This window comes from Chryseobacterium sp., assembly GCF_019236175.1.
In the GTDB taxonomy this organism is placed as follows: domain Bacteria; phylum Bacteroidota; class Bacteroidia; order Flavobacteriales; family Weeksellaceae; genus Chryseobacterium.
The window spans coordinates 1-15,561 of record NZ_JAFAJM010000004.1; the positions used below are offsets into that span (position 1 = coordinate 1).

The following is a 15,561-nucleotide window of genomic DNA, read 5'->3' on the forward strand; positions in this document are numbered from 1 at the left end:
TAATCACGATCGAATAATTTTCGCCTTTCCCCAATGCAAACATAGCAGCTACAGCCCCTACGATCTGAAACAAAGCTGCTCCCGGAGCATGCGTTACTTCAAGTTTTACGGCAGAGGAAATGTACTCTCCACAATCCCAGAAACTGAGGTAATGCTCAATGGTAGAGAGATAGGTAATCAGTGCAACAATAAAAAGGAACCATCCTAACGCGGTATTCCATTTTTTAAAAGACCAGTTTTTCATATGTCATGTTTTTCAATACCTAATAAAAACAACTCATCAGGGGTAAATATTACACCGTTCATTAAAAATTCTAAACATTGTGAATTTTCATAAAAAAACCTCCAGATAAAGAATCTGAAGGTTTATATTTTTCATATACTTAATGACTGAGTAACTTCTCAATAGGTATTATTTAATCCCCCGTCTAAAGGGATACTGGTTCCGGTAAGATAAGAAGAATAATCTGATGCAAGAAAAGCCACCAGATGCCCGTATTCTTCTGTTTTTCCAAATCTTTTCATCGGGATTTTATTTTCTCTTGTTTTTCTTATTTCTTCTTCTAATATTCCGGTTTGCTGTGATTCGCTGTTCATCAGATTTTGGATTCGCTCGGTATCAAAATAACCGGTAAGGACATTATTAATGGTAATATTATGCTGGGCTACTTCATTAGACAATGTTTTTGCCCAGGCTATTACTGCTGAACGAATGGAATTGGAAAGTGCCAGATTACCAATAGGTTCTTTGACAGATAGTGAAGAAACATTGATAATACGCCCGTACTTTTGCTGGATCATATGAGGCAAAGCCAGTAAAGTAGTTTCACATACCGTCTTAAACAGCAGATCAAAAGCCAGCTGATAATCATCAACATTCTTATCCAGGGCAAAGCCCGGTACTGGACCATTGGTATTGTTAACCAGGATATCTACCGTATGATTGCTGAAATAGCCTGTAATTGTTTTCTTAAAATGATCAAAATCCGAAAAGTCTGCCACCAGATAGTTGTGTTTTTGATCAGTACCGACAACAGGTAACGAAGCAACAGCGTCCTGTAGTTTTGCTTCGTTTCGGGCCATCAGGGTAACATTGGCTCCGCATTGAGCCAGTTCCTTAGCTATTCCTGCTCCTATTCCCTGAGTAGCTCCGCCTATTAAAGCATTTTTTGAAAAAAGTTGAATATTCATAGTTCTCCGATGATTACAAATTACAGGATAAATTTATGAAAAAGCACCGCAACCGGATATGAGATCCCATAGAAATAATCCATAGTCCTTATACACAAGAAAGCACCGGTAAAGGCCGATGCTTTGTTTCTATATACGTTATTCTATTTAACGACTGTAGCTTCAAGCTCTACTTTCAGAGTCTCGAATAATCCGTTTACTTCCAGCATTGTCAGGGCCTGTTCAATCTGATTTTCCTCAATCCACTCCTGAAGAATCGGAAAATAAGGCCAAAGTTCTTTTGCGGAAGTCGTATAGATATTCAGCCTTACAATTCCTCTGCATTCGTAGCCTGCAGAGATGATGACTTTTTCCAGATTAGCAATGGCCTGTTCCAGCTGCGATTTCATATCTTTATCACTGGATGTGCCGTCTTCATCAATAGCGGCCTGACCGGAGCAATACAAGGTACTTTCAGCGTTCTTTACCTCGACAGCCTGAGAATAACTTCGCTCGTCCTGCCATTTCCATGGGCTTACTGTTCTTTTTTCCATTGTCTTGAATTTGTTATAGATTAGACTGCAAAATTGCAGCGTAGAGATAACAAAAGACTGTGACCCCGGTCACCATTATAAAGTGAGGCAGGTCACATTTACAAAGACAGCCGGCTTAATGTTTCTCTGGAGACGCCCAAATAAGCCGCTATAAGCGACTTGGGAACACGCTGAATCAGTGAGGGGTATTTTTTTATCACTTGTTCATAACGCTCTTTAATTCCTGTTGTCATCGTGGAAACGATTCTTTGTTGTGCCGAAATAAAGCCCATATAAGCCTTTTCCAGGAAGAAACGCTCTATCTTCGGCAATGCTGTACATAATAGTCTGTAATCCTCCAAATTAAGGGCTAATACGTCCGTATCCTCAACACATACCAATGACATGGCAGCCTTCGTCTGGTGATAGTAAGCCTGAAAATCAGTTTCCCACCAGTCTTCCATAGCAAAGCCTACAATATGTTCTTTTGCGGTCTCATCGGTATAGACTAATTTTAAAAGCCCTTTGATGACAAAATAGTTATAAACAACCGGTTCACCTTCCTGAACTAAAAACTGATGTTTTTTGTATTTTTTAGGGATAAAAAAAGAAGAGATTATCCCGAATTCTTCATCTGTGAGCGGTATAATTTTCTCGATATGTATTCTTAGCGGATCAGACATATTCTGTTTATTGATTCATAAAATTAGTCTTTTTTCTGAATGATGTTTACAACATTTTTTAAACATTCAGGCAGAATGAGACGATAACAACAGATTTTTCCTTAAAGTAACAAATACAAAAATTTATATTTAAGTAAAATTTACATTAATTAAATTAACAATATATTAAATAATATATTAAAGCACATTAAATAGAAAAAGAATTAACAGAACCAACCGCCCTTAAATGCAAAGTATAATATTGGAAGATTATTTAGAAAAAAAAGAAATATCCGGTATAACGACAAGATGAAAGCAGGCTGAAAAGTTCTGTTTTGTACGAATTTCAAAGTGATTTGTTCTTTATAATTTGTATCTTAGTATCAAACAGACCTTAATGGATAGTATAGCATATTTCAAGATTTTAACGGGCAAGCTTCCATCTGTAAATGACTCCACTATTTTGCATCAGCTGGAAAGGCAATGCGAGATCATACATGTTGAAAAAGGAGAATCTTTAGTGGCATTTCAGTCCAGCAACCGAAAAATATACTGTATTGTTCAGGGAAGTTTTATCCGGAATATCATCACTTCAAAAGGGGAAGAAAAAACGGTGATGTTTCATACGGAAAGCTTTTGTGAGTTCTTAAAGTCTTATGATACGGTTTATTTCCATCAAAAAACAAATTATGAAATCAAAGCCAATGAGCCTTCGGTAGTCATTGCGGTTGATTATGATTTTTTCTTTCAACTGATTAAAAATAACAGGGAGCTGCTTGAATTCTATACCCATAAAACTGAGGAACTCTTTCTGGCGGTCGATCTGTTCCGTAATTTTCAGCTGGGTCTCACCAGTGAGGAGTACCTTAAATGGCTTTACGAGAATTATAATTTTCTTTTCCTTCGTTTTCCCGGGCAGAATATTGCCAGCTTTATGGGAATTACCAATGTATGGCTGAGTAATTTAAAAGCGAAAATCACTTTTTAAATTAATTTAAACAAAATTGTTGGCAGGTTTCCAATCTTTGCTTCAGAAATAAAAATACACACAATGAAAAAACTGAAGTATGCTACGGCTATCTTATTGCTAGCCACAGCTTTTATACGAATTAAATCTCAAAATAAAACCTTATCAATCACCGACAAAAGTACAAAAATGAAAACGTATCAGTCCGACAACCAAGCCTGGAGATTATTAAATGAATTACTTCCTGAAGACTTTCAGATCAAAGACAATCATTTGCCCGTGGAAGAAGTATGGGAATGGAAAGGAAATAAAATCCATCTGGACCGGTATCCCAATCCGGATTCAAAATACAGAATCTTCCTGCATCATGGCGTAGGCACCAACGGCAGACAGCTTAATATGATTTTCGGGCATAAAATGGCCGAATTGGGTTACGATGTCGTAGCGATTGATAATCTTGGATATGGCATGACAGAAGTTTTTCAAAAAGATATTACTTATGACGACTGGGTTCATCTGTTTGCAGATTTCGTTAATGCTGAAACAAAAAGGGATCACAAGAAAACGATTTTATACGGATTAAGCGCCGGCGGAATGCTGATCTACAATTCATCTGCTTTCATTGATGAAGTGGATGGAATGATCGGGATGTGTTTTCTGCAGAATGACAATAAAACAGTGGGTAATGAAACTTCCAAGTATAAAGGTACGAACTGGCTTGTTGTTCCTTTAATGAAGAAACTGGCTGAAACAAAATCCAAAACCCACTTAATAGCCATGAAAAATGTCTCCAAAATGAAAGCATTGGTTAATAATGAAAAAGCACTGGAAATATTCCTGAAAGATGATGCATCAGCGGGGGCTAAAGTACAATTGCAGTTTTTAGCGGATTATATGACGTACAAAGCACCTATCCCTGTTAATCAATACAATAAGGCTCCGATTTTATTAACACAGCCGGAACTGGACAGATGGACTCCCCTGAAATTAAGTGAGATTTCCATGAAAGGAATAAAAGCTCCGTTCACTGTCAAACTGCTGGAAGGAGCCGGCCACTATCCTATAGAAGAAAAGGGGCTGAGACAATTAATTCAGTATTCTGATGACTTTATTAAATCTCTTCCATAATATCGTCTTACAAAAGCCTGCAGTGATTCCCCAGTCTGTAGGCTTTTATCTTTCATAATTCCGTCTTAATGCATCCTGTCTTTTCTATTTTAAGTCCTGTAGCCACCTTTTGAATTTTTAATGCAAAAAAAAACGTCATCATGGTTTTTGCAACAACTCGTTGATCTCGGTATAAAAAGATTCTTTGCTGTAATCAGCCAGTCCTTCATGATGAAGCCGGATTTCTCCTTTTTTATCAAGGATCACCGTAGTAGGTAACGAACCGCTGAAAAATTCTTTAGGAATACTCCCTGCAGGGGTCAGGAACGGGACAGAAAGTTCCTTTTCTTTTAGATAAACCTTACCGGATTCAGGTTGATCATCAAGATTTATAGTAAGAAAAACCATATCCGGGTGGTTTTTATACTGATTATAGAATTTCTGAACCGAAGGAAACTCGGCTCTGCATGGAGGACACCACGAAGCCCAGAAATTGATAAAAATAACTTTTCCTTTTAAGTCTGTCGTATTCACCAGACTTCCGTCTTCATTTTTTACGAGAAGATCAGCATGGGCCCTTACCGGATCATTTCCTTTATCTTTAGAAGATTCGGATATACCGGAATTCAGGATCCCTGTAGATGCCACCTGCCTCATTAGCCATGCCCGCGCATCAGTATTTACCAGCAGAATGATAAATAAAATAGTCAGAATGGCCGTAGACCAGTTATTCTTTATCCATTTTTTCAAATTTTCCATACTTTTTACTCTGATACAATTCTTCAGTAAAAATACATTTTTAATTATAGTGCTTTTAAAGCCTTAGCTGCATTTTCATTTTCAGGATTTATTTCCAAGGCTTTCAGATAGGTTTGTTTCGCTTTTTCTTTTTGGCCAGCTTTCAGATAGGCTTCTCCCAAGCCATTATACACCCCTTTATTTTCGGGATATAATAACGCTAATGTTCTGAAAACATCAATTGCCTGGGTCGTTCTCTTTTCGCGGATCAGGTCGTATCCTATATTATTTAAAAAATCTTCAGAAAGAAAATAATGATCCGGATTGTCAGATTTGGCCTTCCGAAAAGCTTCTGTGCCCTGATCAAAATTGCCCGCCATAATCAGTTCCATTGGTGTCTTTTCTTCGTTTTCCATCTGAGGATTTCTGGACCGGACGGTTTTATCCTGTAAAACAAGCACAAGTTCCAGCTTTCCTGTCTGTACATTTTTTACAAACTCGAACGTAAACTCTGAATTCCGTGCTGCATAGGTATTTTTTCTTACTTTAAGAAGTTCCATTGGATCCAGTATATCATTGGTAATCAACATTAGTTTTTCTTTTTCACGATATACTCTGAAAAGTCCATAATGATCAAATTGATACCGACCGACATTCCGGCTGAAATCCTCCTCCGTTAACGGCAAAATCTGATGGGCTGCATTCACAAAGCCGGGCCACTTATACACTGCTGCTACAGATCGTACTAATTCTTCTATAAAATCAGGTTTATTGGTATTGGTTAAAATAACCACACCATCTCCACTCGTTTTACTTCCTATAAATTTACTGGAAAAACCTTCATTCCAGCCTCCATGGGTAAAATAAGCTTCCTTGTTTCTATTTTCCAGAAAGATGCCAAGTCCTTCAAACTTATCAAAGAAAGGGCTTGTAAATTCTTCAGCCATTTTCTTGGAAATAACATTATTACTTGTATTGCTGAGCGTATTCTGAACGTCAATAACAAATCTGGCAAGGTCCTCAGCTGTTGTCCATAAGCCTGCAGCAGCCATTTCAGGATAGATATGATACCTTCCCTGAACTCTTTTTCCATCCATATCATATGCTGTTGCAGCCCATTGCATCTGAGTTTCAGGTAATGGCTGTACAAAAGTACTGTTTTTCATGCCCAACGGCACCAGTACATTATCCTTCATAATGTCTGGAAAGCCTTTACCTTCAATATCTATGAGCATCTGCTGCATGACACAATATCCGCCTCCCGCATACCGAAAAGATTTACCCGGAGCCTGATCTACAATAACTGCTGAGGTATTCGAAGGATTTTGTCCGTTCAAAACCTGAATCAGGGAAGGAATTTGTTTTCCTGATTCATATCCCGGGAAACCACTCACCGTAAAGCCGGCGGTATGACTGGCTATATTTTTAAGACTTACTTTTTTTTCTTTTGTAAACTGATTTTCAGGAATCTTCCACGAAGTCAGATAAGTATTGACATCTGCGTCCGGATCCAGCTTTCCTTGTTCCACTACCTTTAATGCAGCATAAACACTTACCGGTTTACTCATAGAAGCTGCCTGAAACAACGTTTTGGAAGTAACCGGAGTTTTAGATTCCACATCGGCGAATCCATAGGTTTTGCTCCAGATTACTTTAGAATTTTTAATAACGGCAATGCTTAGTCCGGGAACGTTATAGTATTTCATCCGGGAAGCCAGCGTCCACAGTGCTTCGCCTTCAAAACGGGTACCCGGCATCAGTCCTGATTCCACTTCGGAAATTTTCTTATTTATTTCAGATTTTACCTGGGCTGAAATGGGAGTTCCCATTATTCCGAGAGTGAATGCAATATAGAAATGAGCTTTGGCTTTCAGGGATTTTGAAATTTAGTCTGTCAAAAATAGAACTTTAGAACGAGTCTTCATTAAATAATTCTCCACTCATTGGATAATTAACTGAAAATTATACTCATAATAATATTATGTTTCACATAAGTTCTATTATCTTTGCCAGTGGAGCTTTCCGAACATTTTTCTATTAAAAAGACCGGTTAGGAAATTAATTTATTCAATACTCAATTTTTGTGTAACTAATTCCCTTTATCTCCAACTAATTGGACATCAATAAACTATTTACTATAGAGAAAGATATACTTCTTTTTTAAACAAAACTAATGCAAACATCCTTTTTAAAGATTACCGCAGCTACCGCTGCGCTCTGTTTCAGTACCTTTGTGATTGCCCAGCAAACCTATTCCGTAAGCGGAACGGTGAAAGACAAAAAAAACGGCGAGCTACTGATCGGAGTAACGGTAAAAGTAAGTGAAAACCCATCGATTAATGTTGTTGCCAATGAATATGGTTTTTATTCTTTATCACTTCCCGAAGGCAACTATACTCTCATTATTTCCAATCCCGGATATAAAGATTTTGAGCAGCAGATCAAAGTAGATCAGAATATGAAGCTGGATCTTCCCCTTATCCCGCAGGAAGTCATTTCCAAATCTATTGATGAAGTAGTGATAACGGGAATTAAAAAAGACAAAAATCTCTCTACTGCCCAAATGGGAACGGAGACTCTTAGTATCAAAAATATTGAGAAGCTACCGGTTTTATTTGGTGAAAAAGATGTCATGAAAACCATACAGCTTTTACCGGGTATTAAAAGCAACGGTGAAGGAAGCAGCGGCTTCAGTGTAAGAGGCGGTGCTACAGACCAGAACCTTATTTTACTGGACGAAGCTCCTGTTTATAACGCATCTCACCTTCTTGGTTTTTTCAGCACTTTCAACAGTGATGCCCTGAAAGATGTAAGTATTATTAAAGGAAACAGCCCTGCCCAATATGGAGGCCGCCTTTCTTCTGTACTGGATGTAAAAATGAAAGACGGAAATAACCAGAACTATAATGTGAACGGAGGAATCGGACTGATCAGCAGCAGACTAAGTGTGGAAGGTCCTATTCAAAAGGAAAAATCATCATTCATTGTCTCCGGAAGAAGAACCTATGCAGACTTATTTCTGAAAGCCAATAAAGATTATAAGGACAACAAATTATACTTTTACGACCTTAATTTAAAGGCCAATTATCAGATTAATAAGAATAACCGTCTTTACTTATCTGCCTATTTTGGCAGAGATGTTCTGGGATTGGGAAATACCTTCTCAACAGATTGGGGAAATACGACGGCCACATTGCGCTGGAACAGTATTATCAGTAGTAAGCTGTTCTCCAATACATCCTTTATTTACAGCAATTATGATTATAAAATCAGCTTAAAAAGCAATGATAATGTATTCGATCTGAATTCAAAAATCCAGGACTGGAATCTTAAACAGGACTTTACGTGGTTTGCCGGAAACAAACATTCTGTACGTTTTGGCCTTCAGTCTATTTATCATACACTTACCCCAAGCAGTGCTTCCGGAACAAGTGTAAGTACTTTTCCAAGAAACCCAAGATATTCTTGGGAAAATGCAGTGTATATCAATGATGATTTTAAAGCTACGGAAAAGCTGACCGTCAATTACGGATTGCGGCTTTCCGCCTTCAGTGTATTGGGAGGTGATACATTCAATACATTTGAGGATGGAGTACTTACTGACAGCAGATTTTTAGAGAAAGGAAAATTCGGAAAAACCTATATCAATCTTGAACCGCGTATTACAGCCAATTACCGGATCAATGAAGTAAGCAGTGTAAAGGGGGGATATTCACGTAATACTCAAAACCTGCATCTTTTAAGCAACAGTAACAGCGGAAACCCGACCGATCAGTGGATCGGAAGCAGCTATACGGTGAAACCTGAAATTGCAGATCAGGTAAGTTTAGGATATAGCAGAAATTTCAACAATAATAATTATGAATTAAATGCTGAGATTTATTACAAATCCATGCAGAACCAGATTGATTTCAAAAACGGAGCTGAAATCGGATTTGACACAGGATCTGATGTAGAAAGTGAATTGCTTTTCGGTAAAGGCAGAGCCTATGGCCTTGAACTTATTGCCAAAAAGAAAAGCGGAAAACTTACCGGCTGGATCTCCTATACATTATCCAAAACGGAAAGAAAAATAAACGGGATAAATAATAACGAATGGTACAATGCCAGAATGGATAAAACACATGATCTCTCCATAGTGGCAACGTATCAGTTTAATGAGAAATGGTCTATGTCCGGACTTTTCCTTTACAGTACAGGAAATGCAGTGACCTTCCCTACCGGAAAATATGAGCTGAACGGACAAACTGTATTTCAGTACAGCAACCGGAATGCAGACAGAATGCCTGCGTACCACAGAATGGATCTGAGTGCTACTTATGAACCAAGCTCCAACAAGCGCTTCCGTGGCTCCTGGACTTTTGGTATTTATAATATTTACGGTCGGGAAAATGCCTACACCATCACTTTTGAAGATAATCCGAATAATCCGGGAACTACCAGAGCCATGCAGACTTCTTTATTCCGTTGGGTACCGAACATCACTTACAATTTCAAATTTTAAATCATGAAAAATATATTTTATATCCTCATATCTCTTTTTACGTTAACTTCTTGTCAGAAAGAAATTGATCTGGATCTTACCGATCAGAGCGGAAACATAGTCATTGAAGGCAATATTACTGATCAGGCAGGGCCTTATATCGTAAGAATAACAAAAACCGTTGGTGTTTCACAACCTAACCAATATCCTGCCGTTACCGGAGCGAAAGTTACTTTAAGTGATGATACCGGACAGACTGAGATTCTGCAATATATAGGTCAGGGTAAATATCAAACCACTAATTTTGTCGGAGCATCCGGCAGAACCTATACTCTGAAGGTCCAGGCGGAAGGAAAAGAATATACTGCCCAAAGCACGATGCCTGAAGTAGTATACTTTCAGGGGCTGGTACAGGATTCTTTTAATTTCGGAAATAAAAAAAGCTATACACTTTTACCTGTTTTCACAGATCCTTTAGCCCTAGGTAATCGCTATCTTTTCAGCTTTACCATCAACAATTTAACGAAGAAAACATTTAACGTATTTTCAGACAATGTGAATAACGGGCTTCCCAACCAGCGGCCGTTAATTCTTCCCAATGATGATAATGACGGGAGAGACCATGAAGTGGTAGTGGGCGACACTATTCATGTGGAGATGCAGTGTATTGACAATAGTATTTTTACGTATTACAATGCCTTATTACAGATTTCCGACGGAAACGGCGGCGGTGTAACTCCGGCTAATCCCCCAAGTAATATCAGTAATGGAGCTTTGGGCTATTTTTCAGCACATACGTCAAGTACAATGGATTATGTCATTCAGTAAAAAATCAATCCAAATTATACAAACTAAAATCCTGATGAAAATCGGGATTTTTTATTTTCCCTCATCTCAGCTCTACTGACAGCCTGTTGTCACTACCCTTCTTTAATTTTGTCCTATATTTAAAATCGTATGAAATTAACATCATTAAGAATCATTACCAAAGACATCAAACAAGCCGTAGAATTTTATGAAAAAACGACAGAGATTACGGCTCAATGGTATACAGAAGATTTTGCCGAGATTTCTACCCCTTCCATCACAATTGCCATAGGAAGTACCCGCACTATGAAAATGTTTGGTAACCCTAAGGAAGAGTTCACAGGCGGTAAAAATACCATCGTTGAGTTTCTTGTAGCCAATGTAGACGAAGAATATGAAAGAATTAAAGCATTCACTCATGATATTGTACAGGAACCTACCACAATGCCATGGGGAAACAGGTCTCTCCTGTTTTCTGATCCTGATGGAAACCTGATTAACTTCTTTACCCCGGTAAGTGAAGGTGCTATGAAAAAGTTTAGCTAAACTTTCTCTATTATTTTCTATTGAACAATAAACTCCTGCCTCAATAAAGCAGGAGTTTGGTTTATCATTACTTAATTAAAAGATTAAGGTTGCAAAATAAAAATTTTTTTTGCATCTTTTATTTAATTAGCCACATGGCCTCATTAATATCATCTCCTCCCGGATATTGTTTTACAATTGCATTATTGAGATTTGCATTGTTATTGGCAATTTCCGATGCGGGATACCTCCATCTTTTTGGAATTTTACCATTGTTCAGTATACCAGGTCCATCTGTATTAAATTTAGGAAATCCTGTTCTTCTCTGATCATAAAATATTCTCCAACCTGTATTAAAAAATAATGCAGTGTGTTTCTGGTCCATAATCTGTTCGATCTCTTTACCTGGTTGTAAATTGATCACAGGCTGAGCCAAGTAAGTAGTAACATCAGTTGTATTTACTTTATAAAAGTTCATAGATGCATTAATTGCTTTCAGATAATAGGTATTTGCATTTCCACTGATCCAACCACGTACAGCAGCTTCAGCTAAAACAAACTGCAATTCTGCAAACCCCATGAGCAATGTAGGTTCATTGATAGGATCATGAAAATACCTCGGATTGATCCTTGATGCCAGACCATTAGATGCTCTTGTAGAATTTTGTCCCAAATCTCCACTCCCCTTTAATCCGTCGTAATAGCTAAAAGGATCTGTCGGCACCGTTCCTGTAGTACTTGTTTTCTTTTCAGCCATCATAAACAACCGTGGGTCTTTAGAAGTTTTTAGCTTATCCACAAAACTTTGTTCCATATAATATGCTGTTTGCAGATCGTTACTATTAAAAAAGGGATAACGGTTGTTGACTACATTATAAAAAGATAATTGCCCACTGTCTTCACTTGTTTCCATAATAGGGTTCTGAGAAGGATTATTGACAATGTCAGCAAATGTTTGCTTTACATTCAGATCTGTATCATCTGTTCTTTTAGACAGATCTATTAAAATTCTAAGTCTGTAGGAATTGATCAGTTTTCTCCATTTAAGAATATTTCCTTCATAGATAATATCTCCTGCAATTTTCAGGTTTAAATTAGAAAGCTCCGTATTAGCAAGTGCCAGCTCATTAAGCACATTTTTATAAATGCTTTTCTGATCGTCATATTTTGGAAAAAAATTATTAGTCTTTACCGCCTCGCTATAGGGAATATCTCCAAACATTTCAGATAAAGATATAAAATAATATGACTTAAAGAAACGGGCTAATGCTATATATTCTTTTCCACCATTTTTATTCACTTCTTCTATCATTTTCTCCACTTGCTTGATATTGTCGTATGTACCGAAAGATCCTCTTTGAAAATCATAATACTGCTCACGGCTCACTCCGTTGATATATGTAAGCTGTCTGGAGGCCAGCGCAGCTTCTGCCTTAATATTACTAAAAGCACTCACTTCAATTCCGGAAAGAATATTTTCGGCGCCCACGGTTTTAGGACGGTTGGGATCTTCCTGGAAATCTGCGACTCTGCTACAGCCTGTTAGGCCTAATACAGCAATCGATAACCCAATATATATTTTAGTTAGTTTCATTTGTTTGATATTTAAAATTAGAATTTCACATTAATATTGACACCGAAGCTTCTTGTTGCCGGAGTCTGAAGTTGATCTATCCCGGAATCAGGGTCTACATTCTTAATATCTGAAGCCAGCCAAAGGTTTCTTGCGATCAAAGAAATACTCGCCGAAGAAAGAGCCATTTTTTTCACAAAAGACTTTTCAAAGTTATAGGTAAGAATAACTTCACGTAGCTTGATAAAGGTTTGTTTATAATAATGGTAATTGCGTTCAAATGCATTACTTGTACTTTGCATATAAGCATTATAATTGACAGCTTTATCATTCTGAACAAAAACCCGGGTATCCGATTTTACATTCCCATTCTGATCATAAGTAATAGAGCCACTCACAACTTTTACTCCCGGCGCTATGTAGGTATTATTTCCGGCATTGGCATCATCTCTGTATTGATTAACGGTTCCCGGATCAATACCACCCCACCACATTTTCTGGTTGGTTGTAGAATACATAGAACCTCCGATTCGGCCATCAAACAGTAAAGACAGTCCGAAATTTTTATAAGTAAAGTTATTAGATAATCCATAGGTTAAATCAGGATCGGAATACCCCATATTGGATTCGAATGGTGCTTTGGAAGGTACTGGATATCCGTTTTGTAATACCAGCTGTCCGTCAGGTGACGTTTCATATGCTACGGCAGTCAGTTTATCTGCCCGTTCTCCTACTTTAACGAAATTGTACCTTTTATTTGCTTCGTTATATATTGTAGTATGATCTTCACCTCCATAGGCTTCTTTTAAATATTTACGGTAATGGCTCAAATTAAGTTGTGTACTCCATTTAAAATCAGATTTCTTTATTACATCTGCATTCAGGGTGATCTCGATACCTTTTCTTTGGAAAACATTTCCATTTGTAAGATAGGATGTATAACCCATTGCTTCTGATATGGGAATATTTGCCAGATTGTTATAGTCTCTGGTCTGGAAATAGGCAATATCTAGATTGATTCGATTTTTAAATACACTTATATTAGTCCCTATTTCCCACGAATTCGATGTTTCAGGTTTTATATTTTCATCGATAAGAGCACTACCAAAAGAAAATGTGGGTTTTCCGTTCCAGCTGATATCACTTTTTTCAAAAGCAGAAATATAGCCGTAGGTGTCATTGGCAATTTTACCATTGGAAACACGAGCCAGAGATCCGCGAAGCTTTGCAAAATTAATCCACTTCGGAAGGGTAAGCAGCTGACTTAGCACTACAGATCCGGAAACGGACGGATAGAAATACCCGTTATTTCCTTGGGGAAGTGTGGATACTTTATCATAACGTGCGGTCATATTCAGGAAAAATGCTTTATAAATTTCCATGTCTACATAACCGTAAGCACTATTGATCTGTTCATATTCTTTTCGGTTTCCGATTTTTGGTACGAATAAAGGCCCTACACTATTGAAAAGATTATACCAGCCCGGACTTACCAACCCATCGGTGCGCACCTCGCTATTTTTAAGCTCCCTATAATAATTAGATAAATATCCTTCTCCTGTCAACACAAAGTTGTCTGAAAATCTGTTTTGATATTTAAGACCTAATTCTGAAGTGATATCAAAATAATTTCCGGTGACCTGCGTATAATTTCCTAATGATTTATTACCATATCCAATATAGCTTTTAGGTTCTCTGAATTCCCGATTCAAACTGTAGATATTAGCTCCTACACGAGTTTTAGCCAATAATTTGGGGACAATTTGATATTCAATGTTAACATTCCCCAACACATTATCTTTATAATAAGGCCTCTGGTATTCATAAGCCTGAAAATAAGGGTTGTTATAATAAGACACATTATAATGTCTTTGCTGATAACCTTCTTTTCCAGCTGCCCAATAGTTTCTCAGATCTCTTACATCTACATCTGCTCCAGTCCATAGTACGAGGTTATAAAGATAATTGGTAGGTCCGTAGCCTACCTCAGGAAAGTTGGAAGTATACTCCTTATTATACGTTAAGGTAGAATTAATCTTAAGCCCTTCAATGGGATCCACAGAACCGGCTAAACTAATTGATGTTGTTTTCAGATCGGTATTGGGAACGATTCCTTTCTGGTAGATATTAGAAAGAGATAACCTGAATGTTGCTTTGTCGCTTCCCCAGTCTACGCTGATATTATTAGATTGGATAATTCCAGTATCAAAAAAATTTTTAATATTATCTTTACCTCGGGAGATCCATGGTAATGGAACAAGTTTTCCTGTTACAGGATCAACAGGGCTGTTATATTGTGGGGTTTCGAAATATCCGCTTGGCGTCGAAGGATCTTTTTGATCCAGTTTAGGTCCCCAAATCCATCCACCTCCCTCACTACCGGAACCACTTCCGTCTACATAAGCATATTTCCCGTTATTTCCGCCACCATACACCGTTTGAACTTTCGGAATCCGAATAAAAGAAGTCTGGAACATCGTAGAATTGTTAAAGGAAACTGTCATTTTCCCTTTTTTCCCTTTTTTGGTGGTAATCATAATGGCACCATCCTTCCCTACAGATCCATATAACGCAGAAGCTGTAGCTCCTTTCAGAACACTGATATTGTCAACATCATCAGCATTTACCCTCCATAAATCGGCTGTTCTGTCAGGAACTCCGTCGATGACGATAAGAGGTTTAGCTCCTCTCAGGCTGATCCCTGGATCCTGAAAAAGATCCGTACTATTATTAATATTCAATCCAGCAACACGTCCTGACAATGAATTGATAAAGTTGGGCTCTTTTGCCTTTTCAAAAATCTCTCCTTTTACTTCCTGTACTGCATACCCCAGTGCTTTTTTGTCTTTTTTGATTCCTAAAGCAGTGACAACAACTTCATCGATCTTTTTCTCATGAGTGTTTAACGTATCTATACGGTCTATCTTTTGTACATTTTGGCCATAGACTTCCAAACCGGATACCAAACCCAGTCCAATTAAAAGGTGTAATTTCAT

General features: G+C 37.7%; 13 protein-coding genes. 5 read left to right on the forward strand and 8 right to left on the reverse strand.

Annotated elements, in window-relative coordinates; translation table 11 throughout:
- From JO178_RS02700 to JO178_RS02715, 4 genes are all read right to left on the reverse strand, one after another.
- Positions 1-244 (reverse strand): DUF2723 domain-containing protein (locus tag JO178_RS02700; RefSeq protein ID WP_291931233.1); only part of this gene is annotated, 244 nt, incomplete at its 3' end.
- A gap of 158 nt (positions 245-402) precedes the next feature.
- Positions 403-1,191 (reverse strand): SDR family oxidoreductase, encoded by a 789-nt coding sequence (locus JO178_RS02705; protein WP_291931236.1) that lies wholly within the window; start codon positions 1,189-1,191, stop codon positions 403-405.
- Positions 1,192-1,334: 143 nt separating this feature from the next.
- A complete protein-coding gene (locus JO178_RS02710; RefSeq protein WP_291931239.1) occupies positions 1,335-1,724 on the reverse strand; it encodes a RidA family protein in 390 nt (129 codons plus the stop codon).
- A gap of 98 nt (positions 1,725-1,822) precedes the next feature.
- A complete protein-coding gene (locus tag JO178_RS02715) occupies positions 1,823-2,386 on the reverse strand; it encodes a Crp/Fnr family transcriptional regulator (protein WP_291931242.1) in 564 nt (187 codons plus the stop codon).
- Between the two features lie 376 nt (positions 2,387-2,762).
- On the opposite strand from JO178_RS02715, the gene JO178_RS02720 reads away from it, so the two are divergent.
- Positions 2,763-3,353 (forward strand): hypothetical protein, encoded by a 591-nt coding sequence (locus JO178_RS02720; protein WP_291931245.1) that lies wholly within the window; start codon positions 2,763-2,765, stop codon positions 3,351-3,353.
- Positions 3,354-3,416: 63 nt separating this feature from the next.
- A complete protein-coding gene (locus JO178_RS02725) occupies positions 3,417-4,460 on the forward strand; it encodes an alpha/beta fold hydrolase (protein ID WP_291931248.1) in 1,044 nt (347 codons plus the stop codon).
- 138 nt (positions 4,461-4,598) lie between these two features.
- On the opposite strand, the gene JO178_RS02730 is transcribed toward JO178_RS02725, so the two are convergent.
- A complete protein-coding gene (locus JO178_RS02730) occupies positions 4,599-5,198 on the reverse strand; it encodes a TlpA disulfide reductase family protein (protein ID WP_291931252.1) in 600 nt (199 codons plus the stop codon).
- Positions 5,199-5,242: 44 nt separating this feature from the next.
- Positions 5,243-7,006 carry a serine hydrolase gene (locus tag JO178_RS02735; RefSeq protein WP_291931255.1) on the reverse strand — a complete coding sequence of 588 codons (1,764 nt, stop codon included), beginning with the start codon at positions 7,004-7,006 and terminating at the stop codon, positions 5,243-5,245.
- Between the two features lie 344 nt (positions 7,007-7,350).
- On the opposite strand from JO178_RS02735, the gene JO178_RS02740 reads away from it, so the two are divergent.
- The 3 genes from JO178_RS02740 (at position 7,351) to JO178_RS02750 (ending at position 11,013) form a co-directional block, all read left to right on the forward strand.
- The gene (locus tag JO178_RS02740) at positions 7,351-9,681 is read left to right on the forward strand and encodes a TonB-dependent receptor (protein WP_291931258.1); all 2,331 of its coding nucleotides are present in this window, start codon (positions 7,351-7,353) and stop codon (positions 9,679-9,681) included.
- A gap of 3 nt (positions 9,682-9,684) precedes the next feature.
- Positions 9,685-10,488 (forward strand): DUF4249 domain-containing protein, encoded by an 804-nt coding sequence (locus tag JO178_RS02745; RefSeq protein WP_291931261.1) that lies wholly within the window; start codon positions 9,685-9,687, stop codon positions 10,486-10,488.
- Positions 10,489-10,617: 129 nt separating this feature from the next.
- Entirely contained in the window at positions 10,618-11,013 is a 396-nt protein-coding gene (locus JO178_RS02750; protein WP_291931265.1) for a VOC family protein, read from the forward strand.
- A 118-nt stretch (positions 11,014-11,131) separates the two neighbouring features.
- Here the strand turns inward: JO178_RS02750 and JO178_RS02755 are convergent, their stop codons facing one another.
- Together JO178_RS02755 and JO178_RS02760 are read right to left on the reverse strand one after the other, a co-directional pair.
- Positions 11,132-12,586 carry a SusD/RagB family nutrient-binding outer membrane lipoprotein gene (locus JO178_RS02755; protein ID WP_291931268.1) on the reverse strand — a complete coding sequence of 485 codons (1,455 nt, stop codon included), beginning with the start codon at positions 12,584-12,586 and terminating at the stop codon, positions 11,132-11,134.
- A 17-nt stretch (positions 12,587-12,603) separates the two neighbouring features.
- On the reverse strand, positions 12,604-15,561 hold the full coding sequence (locus tag JO178_RS02760) for a SusC/RagA family TonB-linked outer membrane protein (RefSeq protein WP_291931271.1): 2,958 nt from the start codon (positions 15,559-15,561) through the stop codon (positions 12,604-12,606).

Excerpts from the sequence above, each read along its gene's own strand:
- JO178_RS02725 (WP_291931248.1), top strand. The coding sequence starts at position 3,417 with ATGAAAAAACTGAAGTATGCTACGGCTATCTTATTGCTAGCCACAGCT.
- JO178_RS02750 (WP_291931265.1), top strand. The coding sequence starts at position 10,618 with ATGAAATTAACATCATTAAGAATCATTACCAAAGACATCAAACAAGCC.
- JO178_RS02755 (WP_291931268.1), bottom strand. The coding sequence starts at position 12,586 with ATGAAACTAACTAAAATATATATTGGGTTATCGATTGCTGTATTAGGC.
- JO178_RS02720 (WP_291931245.1), top strand. The coding sequence starts at position 2,763 with ATGGATAGTATAGCATATTTCAAGATTTTAACGGGCAAGCTTCCATCT.
- JO178_RS02715 (WP_291931242.1), bottom strand. The coding sequence starts at position 2,386 with ATGTCTGATCCGCTAAGAATACATATCGAGAAAATTATACCGCTCACA.
- JO178_RS02760 (WP_291931271.1), bottom strand. The coding sequence starts at position 15,561 with ATGAAATTACACCTTTTAATTGGACTGGGTTTGGTATCCGGTTTGGAA.
- JO178_RS02705 (WP_291931236.1), bottom strand. The coding sequence starts at position 1,191 with ATGAATATTCAACTTTTTTCAAAAAATGCTTTAATAGGCGGAGCTACT.
- JO178_RS02740 (WP_291931258.1), top strand. The coding sequence starts at position 7,351 with ATGCAAACATCCTTTTTAAAGATTACCGCAGCTACCGCTGCGCTCTGT.
- JO178_RS02730 (WP_291931252.1), bottom strand. The coding sequence starts at position 5,198 with ATGGAAAATTTGAAAAAATGGATAAAGAATAACTGGTCTACGGCCATT.
- JO178_RS02735 (WP_291931255.1), bottom strand. The coding sequence starts at position 7,006 with ATGGGAACTCCCATTTCAGCCCAGGTAAAATCTGAAATAAATAAGAAA.
- JO178_RS02710 (WP_291931239.1), bottom strand. The coding sequence starts at position 1,724 with ATGGAAAAAAGAACAGTAAGCCCATGGAAATGGCAGGACGAGCGAAGT.
- JO178_RS02745 (WP_291931261.1), top strand. The coding sequence starts at position 9,685 with ATGAAAAATATATTTTATATCCTCATATCTCTTTTTACGTTAACTTCT.